Origin of the sequence: Kitasatospora sp. NPDC058190 (assembly GCF_042883685.1) — a bacterium.
Classification (GTDB): domain Bacteria; phylum Actinomycetota; class Actinomycetes; order Streptomycetales; family Streptomycetaceae; genus Kitasatospora.
Window position 1 is genome coordinate 1 of the sequence record NZ_JBHVVI010000232.1, and the last position, 6067, is coordinate 6067.

Genomic DNA, 6067 nt, shown 5'->3' on the forward strand with positions numbered 1-6067 from the left:
GGGGAGGGCCTCCGACGGAGGCCCTCCCCTCGTCACACCTCGGCGTACGTCCGCGATTCCCGCGGCTGCTTCGCACCGCAGGAATCGCGGACGGTGATCCCGGGCCGCAGCAGGACCTGGTGCGGAGCCCGGCCGGGGTCCTTCAGCCGGCTCAGCAGCAGTTCCGCCGCGGTACGCCCGACCAGCCGCTTCGGCGGTGCCACCGCGGTGAGGGGCACGTCGGGCAGATCGGCGATCTCGTCGTCGTAGGCCACCAGAGCCAGGTCGCCCGGAACGGTGAGGCCGGCGCGGCGCGTCGCGGAGACCAGCAGCGCGGCCTGGCGGTCGCCGAAGCACAGCGCCGCAGTGCATCCCGCCTCCCGCAGGCGGCTGAGACAGCGGTCGGCGGTGGCCGGACCCCACTCGTTCAGCGCGGCCTGGAACTCCACCGGCTCGCCGCCGAGTTCGGCCACCGCGTGGCGGTAGCCGACGGTCACCGGATCTGCGGTCGGGCTGGGGGAGCGCAGCGCGAGGCCGATGGCGCGGTGGCCCAGTCCGGCCAGGTGGCGCACGGCGTCGTAGGCGCCGGCCTCGTGGTGCGAGCACACGTACTCGGTCCGGTCGTCCAGCGACCGGCCCCGCCGCTCCATCAGCACCACCGGCACCGGGAGGCCGCCCAGTCGGTGGAGATAGTCCCCGGCGGACTCGGGTCCGCTGAGCGTGGGAACCAGGAGCAGGCCGTCGACCTCGGCGTCGAGCATCTCCTGCACCAGCCTGGCCTCGACGGGCTGCTGGTAGTCGGAGGTGGCGAACTGGACGCGGACACCGGTGGCGGCGCGCACCTCCTCCACCCCGCGCAGCACCTGGGGGTAGTAGAAGCTGCCGTGCGGGACGATGACGCCGATCAGCGACCGCTTGTCGTCGTCCGGTCGGGACGCGCGGACGAACGTACCGGCGCCCTGGCGTCTGACCACCAGACCGTCGGCGACCAGGTCGTCCACCGCGCGTCGGACCGTGCTCACCGAGACCGCCCAGATCCGCGCCAGTTCCTGTTCGGTGGGCAGGCGGCTGCCGGGGGGACGGGTGCCGTCACCGATGTCCCGGCGCAGCCAACCGGCGATCCGCTGAAATTTCAGCTCTCTCACCTCGGAGGCCGAGGGAGCCGAGGGAGCATCCATATCTGTCCCTTTCCTCACCGCACCGTCCGGACAGCGGAGCGTGAACTCCGGGCGGTGGGGCCATGATTCGCCCCGGGTCATCCGCCCGTCAACCGCAGGCCCGCCGGATGAATCCCGAATGAATCCCGGGACCGAGTGCCGACTCGTCCGAACCGGCGGCTGTCCGCTTCGTTGCCGGAGGTCCGTTCAGGAGCGGTGGGCGGGCTGGATGAGGTCCAGGGTGTCCTGGAGGCCGCGGATGAGTGCGGCCACGCCGATCTCGAAGGTGAGGTCGCGGTGGTTGGGCGGCGGGTTCAACAGGGGGTCGAGTCCGGGCGGCAACTCCTCGGCCGGGTCCAGCAGATCGCGTGGTGTGTTCACGATGAGCATCGAGCCGGTGATGAGGGACTGGAACGAGTGCACGATCGGCAGGAGGTATTCCTCGGGCCAGCCGGCTTCACGCAGCATGGCGAAGGTCTCGGCGTAGCTCTGGAGCGCGGAGGAGGACTGGGCCGGTCGGGTCCGGAACAGTGGCACCGCGTTCGGGTGGGCGCCGAGGCCGGCGCGGTAGTGGCGTGCCCAGGTGTCCAGAGCGGTGGTCCACGGGCGGACGCTCATGTCGAGGTCCATCTCGGCGACGATGAGTTCGCAGATCCCGTCGATGATCTCGTCGCGTCCTGAGATGTGGTTGTACAGCGACGGGCCCTTGACACCGAGCCGGGCGGCGATGCGGGGAGTCGACAGGGCGTCAGGGCCCTCTTCGTCGATCAGCGCGAGAGCGGCCCGCATGATCCGCTCCTTCGTCACCAGCGGCTTCGACGGTCTGCCCATCTGCTGTCCTCCTGCTTCCTCCGTGCCGGTCCGGCCCTCCTCCGGGTTGGAGCCCATGTTCCCTCTAGTGTACGTTCTCGCCCAGGCAAAACTACTGGCTATAGTTTTGGGGGTGCCCGGCAGGACGCCTGGTGGCCCTGTGCGGCGCCGAGTCCCGCCTCCGAGTGCGTTTCTGACGCTCCGGCCGACGGCGAAGGCGGCCACTTCCGGCCCGGCCGCCCCCTGATCTGACGGCAGTCGCCTGCATTCCTGTCCGCCTTACGTCAAAGGTGACCCTCCGCATGTCCATGCGCACCGTTGCGCTGTCCGCGCTCGCCGCGTCCGTGGTGCTCTCGCTCACCGCCTGTGATCCGACCACGCCGACCGCCGACTCCACTGCCGCCTCCGCGACCGCGCCGGCCGCCCCCGTCCTGACCGACGGGACCCCGGCGGCGGCCCAGGTCCCCGCCGGCACCCCGAAGGTGACCCTGGTGACTCCGGCCGCCGGCCAGGCCTCGACCGGCCCGACCGCCTCCGGCACGCCCAAGGCGACCCCGGCCACCCCCACCGCGTCGGGCACGCCCGCCGCGACCCCGTCCGGGCAGCCCACCACGGCCAAGACGCCCGACCTCAAGCTGGACTCCTACGACAAGCAGAGCGGCAAGGTCGTCCTCGCCGCCGCCGACACCGTCAAGGGCAGCCCCAGCCCGTCGGCCTCCGCTGCGGCCACCGCGGCAGTCCAGCCCGGTCAGCTGATCGACAGCCCGCCGACGCCGGCCGCGCCGCAGGGCGCGCTGCTCGCGATCACCGACGTCAAGCCGACCGCGGGCGGGAAGGTCGAGGCGAGCACGCGCCCGGCCACCATCTCCGAACTGCTCGGCCAGACCTGGGCCAAGATCAAGACCGCTCTGGACCCGCACAACATCAAGGTCACCCCGCAGCTCAAGGACCTCAAGGCCTCCTACGTCCCCAACCCCAACGGCGGCAACGGGTCCGCCTCGGCCGTGCTGAAGCTGGACGCCAACGACAGCGTCCCCCTGCCCGGCGGTGGCAAGGCCACGCTCTCCGGCTCGCTCGAACTCGACCCGAGCATCGACTTCAGCTACCAGGGCACCCACGGCATCCTCGGCGCCGACCAGGCCAAGGTCGGTTTCGACCTCGGCGCACACGCCAACTGGCACATCACCGCCGGACTCACCGGCTCCACCGGCCAGGTCAAGATACCGATCGCCACCCTCACCGCCACCCCCACGATCATGGTCGGCGAGGTGCCCGTCGTGATCACCCTCAACCTCACCGTCTACGCCGAGGTCAGCGCCGACGGCACCGTCACCGTCGACACCACGCAGAACATCGACGGCGCCTGGGCCGTCCACGCCGACTACACCAAGGCCGCCGGCTGGACCAGCGCCACCGAGCCGGTCAAGACCACCGTCTCCCCGGTCAAGGCCGCCTTCAACGGCAACGCCAACGTCCGCACCGGCCTGGTCGCCGACGGCTCGGTCGCCCTCTACGACACCGTGGGCGTGAAGGCGACCGTCGAGCCGTACCTGCGCGCCGCGGTGAACGGCACGGTCAGCATCGACTCCAGCGCCGGCAAGCCCGTCGTCACCGGCAAGGCCGGCCTCTACGGCGGGCTGAACGTGAACGGGGCCGTCATGGCGCGCATCGCCATCCTCGGCACCCCGCTGCTGGAGAAGGACCTGCCGTTCAAGCTCTACCAGAACGAATGGCCCATCGTGGCCGGCTCGTACGGCAACGCGACCCCGAGCGCCACCGCACCGGCGAACTGACGAAAGGTCTCCCGCAGGTGAGCAGCAGGGCAGAGCTCCTCGCCGCAGCGGCCCTGACGGCCGCGATCAGCACCGGAGTCACCACCCCCGAGGTCGCGGCACCGGCGGCACCCGGCGCCTTCCTCGACACCTTCGGCGCGAGGTAGCGGCCCGTCGGGGGAGCAGGTGCCCGCCGCGGCTCGGCCGGCGGCCCCTTCCGGTGGAAGGGGCCGCCGAACCGAATCCGACCGGGTGCCGGGTGGTGGGGCGTCAGAGCGCCGCGAGGCCGGTGGCCAGGTCGTCCAGGCCCAGAGAGCCCTGGGAGAGGGCGGCCATGTGCCAGGTCTTGAGGTCGAAGTCGGCACCGCGGCGCCGCTTGGCCTCGGCCCGGCCCGCCAGCCAGGCGCGCTCGCCGAGCTTGTAGCCGATCGCCTGGCCGGGCCAGCCCAGGTAGCGCACGATCTCGCCGTTGCGCCGTGCCGCCGGGCTGCCGTGGTAGGCGGCCATGAAGGCGGTGCCGAGTTCCGGTGTCCAGTGCTCGCCGGGGTGGAACGGTGAGTCGGCCGGGATCCGCAGGCGCAGGTGCATGCCGATGTCGATGATCACCCGGATGATCCGCAGCATCTGCTTGTCCAGGTAGCCGAGCCGGTGCGCCGGGTCGGTGAGGAAGCCCAGCTCGTCCATCAGCCGCTCGGCGTACAGCGCCCAGCCCTCGCTGTTGGCGCTGATCTTGCCCAGGGTGACCTGGTAGCGGGTCAGCCGGTGCTGCAGGGTGACGGCCTGGGCGAGCTGCAGGTGGTGGCCCGGGACGCCCTCGTGGTACCAGGTGCTGACCAGCTGCCAGGTCGGGAACCGGGTGCGGCCCAGCGCGGGCAGGTAGGTGCGGCCGGGGCGGCTGAAGTCCATGCTGGGGCCCGCGTAGTGCGGCGCCACCGAGGTTCCGGGCGGCGCGATGTGGGTCTCCACCCGCCGCAGCGGGCCGGCGATGTCGAAGTGGGTGCCGTCCAGGTCCTCGATCGCCTGCTCGATCAGCTCCTGCAGCCAGGCGCGGATGCCTTCCTCGCCCTCGATCGCGTGGCCGTGCTCGTTCAGGTGGTTCATCGCCTCCAGCACGCTCGCGCCGGGCAGCACGTGCCGGGCGGCGCGGCGCATCTCGTCGAGGGTGCGGTGGAACTCGGTCCAGGCCCAGTCGTAGGCGTCCGTGACGTTCAGGTCGGCGCCGGTGGCCTGTCGGGCGGCGCGCAGGTACTTCTCCTCGCCGACCGCGTCCGGAACCCCGACCGCGGCGGGCGCGTAGTCGGTGCGCAGCCAGTCGCGGAAGGCGGCGATCGCGGTGGTGGCGTCGAGCGCGGCCCGGTCCAGCGCGGCCCGCTGCCGCTCCGGTCCGGGCGCGACGAAGGTGGTGAACCAACTGGGCTTGCCGCTCTCCTCGCCGAGCCAGGCGGTCAGCTGCCCGATCACCGCCTCGACCTGACGTGGCGCCGACAGCAGCCCGCGGTCGATCCCGGCCCGCAGCGTTCGCCGGTACCCGTCCAGGGCTCCCGGCAGCGCCCGCAGTCGGCCGCCCAGGTTCTCCCAGTCCGTCTCGGTCTCGGCCGGGGACAGGGTCAGGTTCCGGCGCAGCATGTGGAGCGGCGAGTGCAGGGGCCGCAGCGACCAGAGGTGGTCGCCCGCCTCGTGGCCGGCCAGTTCGGCCGTCAGCCGCTCGCGCAGCAGCCGCGCGCAGTCCGCCTCCGCTCCGGTGGCGGGCACCGTCGCGTGCGCCAGCCGCGCCAGCGTCCGCCGGGCCAGTTCGGCGGTCTCGTCGTACCACTCGGGTGTGAAGTCGGGCTGCCGGTCCGCTCCGACCGGTTCTCCCAGCCAGGTGGCGGTGGAGGGGTCGTGGGCGACCGTGGCGGCCACGTGGTCGTCGGCGATCCGGCGCGGTGATCCGGGGGCGGGTGGGGCGGCCGGTATGCGATCCGACGGCGCCGGAGCCGGCGGGGAGTCGGGTGTGGGGCTCTGACCGGGGAGTGGGTGTTCGGGCATGGTGACCATCCTGGAGCAACGGGTGCTGTGTGTCAGGTCCGGCCGGACTCGGCGTGGGTGGTCGTCGCCGGCGCGACGGACAGCCGGACGCGGTGCGGGTGGAGCCCGACCTCGTGGAAGCGGCGCAGGCCGGTGGGAGGGCCTGCGCCGCGGAGGTTCAGCGTGGTCGTGGGTCGAAGGAGTGGGGCGGACGGGAGCGGGGTCGACGCCGTCGGCGTGTTCCGGAACGGTGCGTCGCTGACCGGCCCCCCCCGCCACGACCACCGGTGGTGGCCAAACCCAGATCAACAGAGGTTTGTGCCCGGTGGGGAAAACCCAACA

General features: G+C 72.3%; 5 protein-coding genes. 2 read left to right on the forward strand and 3 right to left on the reverse strand.

Annotated features, from left to right (window positions below; all coding sequences use genetic code 11):
- Nucleotides 1–32: 32 nt before the first annotated feature.
- Both ACFVWU_RS43995 and ACFVWU_RS44000 read right to left on the reverse strand, forming a co-directional pair.
- Nucleotides 33–1157, reverse strand: a complete 1125-nt coding sequence (locus tag ACFVWU_RS43995; RefSeq protein WP_387632153.1) for a LacI family DNA-binding transcriptional regulator — start codon at nt 1155–1157, stop codon at nt 33–35.
- A 186-nt stretch (nt 1158–1343) separates the two neighbouring features.
- Nucleotides 1344–1967, reverse strand: coding sequence for a TetR/AcrR family transcriptional regulator (locus tag ACFVWU_RS44000; RefSeq protein WP_387632154.1), 624 nt, complete (start codon nt 1965–1967; stop codon nt 1344–1346).
- Between the two features lie 281 nt (nt 1968–2248).
- Here ACFVWU_RS44000 and ACFVWU_RS44005 point away from each other — a divergent pair, with 281 nt between their 5' ends.
- Nucleotides 2249–3739 (forward strand): hypothetical protein, encoded by a 1491-nt coding sequence (locus tag ACFVWU_RS44005; protein ID WP_387632157.1) that lies wholly within the window; start codon nt 2249–2251, stop codon nt 3737–3739.
- Between the two features lie 17 nt (nt 3740–3756).
- Nucleotides 3757–3885, forward strand: coding sequence for a hypothetical protein (locus ACFVWU_RS44010; RefSeq protein ID WP_387632159.1), 129 nt, complete (start codon nt 3757–3759; stop codon nt 3883–3885).
- A 103-nt stretch (nt 3886–3988) separates the two neighbouring features.
- Here ACFVWU_RS44010 and ACFVWU_RS44015 read toward each other — a convergent pair whose 3' ends face one another.
- Nucleotides 3989–5746 carry a DUF885 domain-containing protein gene (locus tag ACFVWU_RS44015; RefSeq protein ID WP_387632161.1) on the reverse strand — a complete coding sequence of 586 codons (1758 nt, stop codon included), beginning with the start codon at nt 5744–5746 and terminating at the stop codon, nt 3989–3991.
- Nucleotides 5747–6067: the final 321 nt, after the last annotated feature.

Coding starts and splice junctions, on each gene's coding strand:
- ACFVWU_RS43995 (WP_387632153.1), bottom strand. CDS start 1,157: ATGGATGCTCCCTCGGCTCCCTCGGCCTCCGAGGTGAGAGAGCTGAAA.
- ACFVWU_RS44000 (WP_387632154.1), bottom strand. CDS start 1,967: ATGGGCAGACCGTCGAAGCCGCTGGTGACGAAGGAGCGGATCATGCGG.
- ACFVWU_RS44005 (WP_387632157.1), top strand. CDS start 2,249: ATGTCCATGCGCACCGTTGCGCTGTCCGCGCTCGCCGCGTCCGTGGTG.
- ACFVWU_RS44015 (WP_387632161.1), bottom strand. CDS start 5,746: ATGCCCGAACACCCACTCCCCGGTCAGAGCCCCACACCCGACTCCCCG.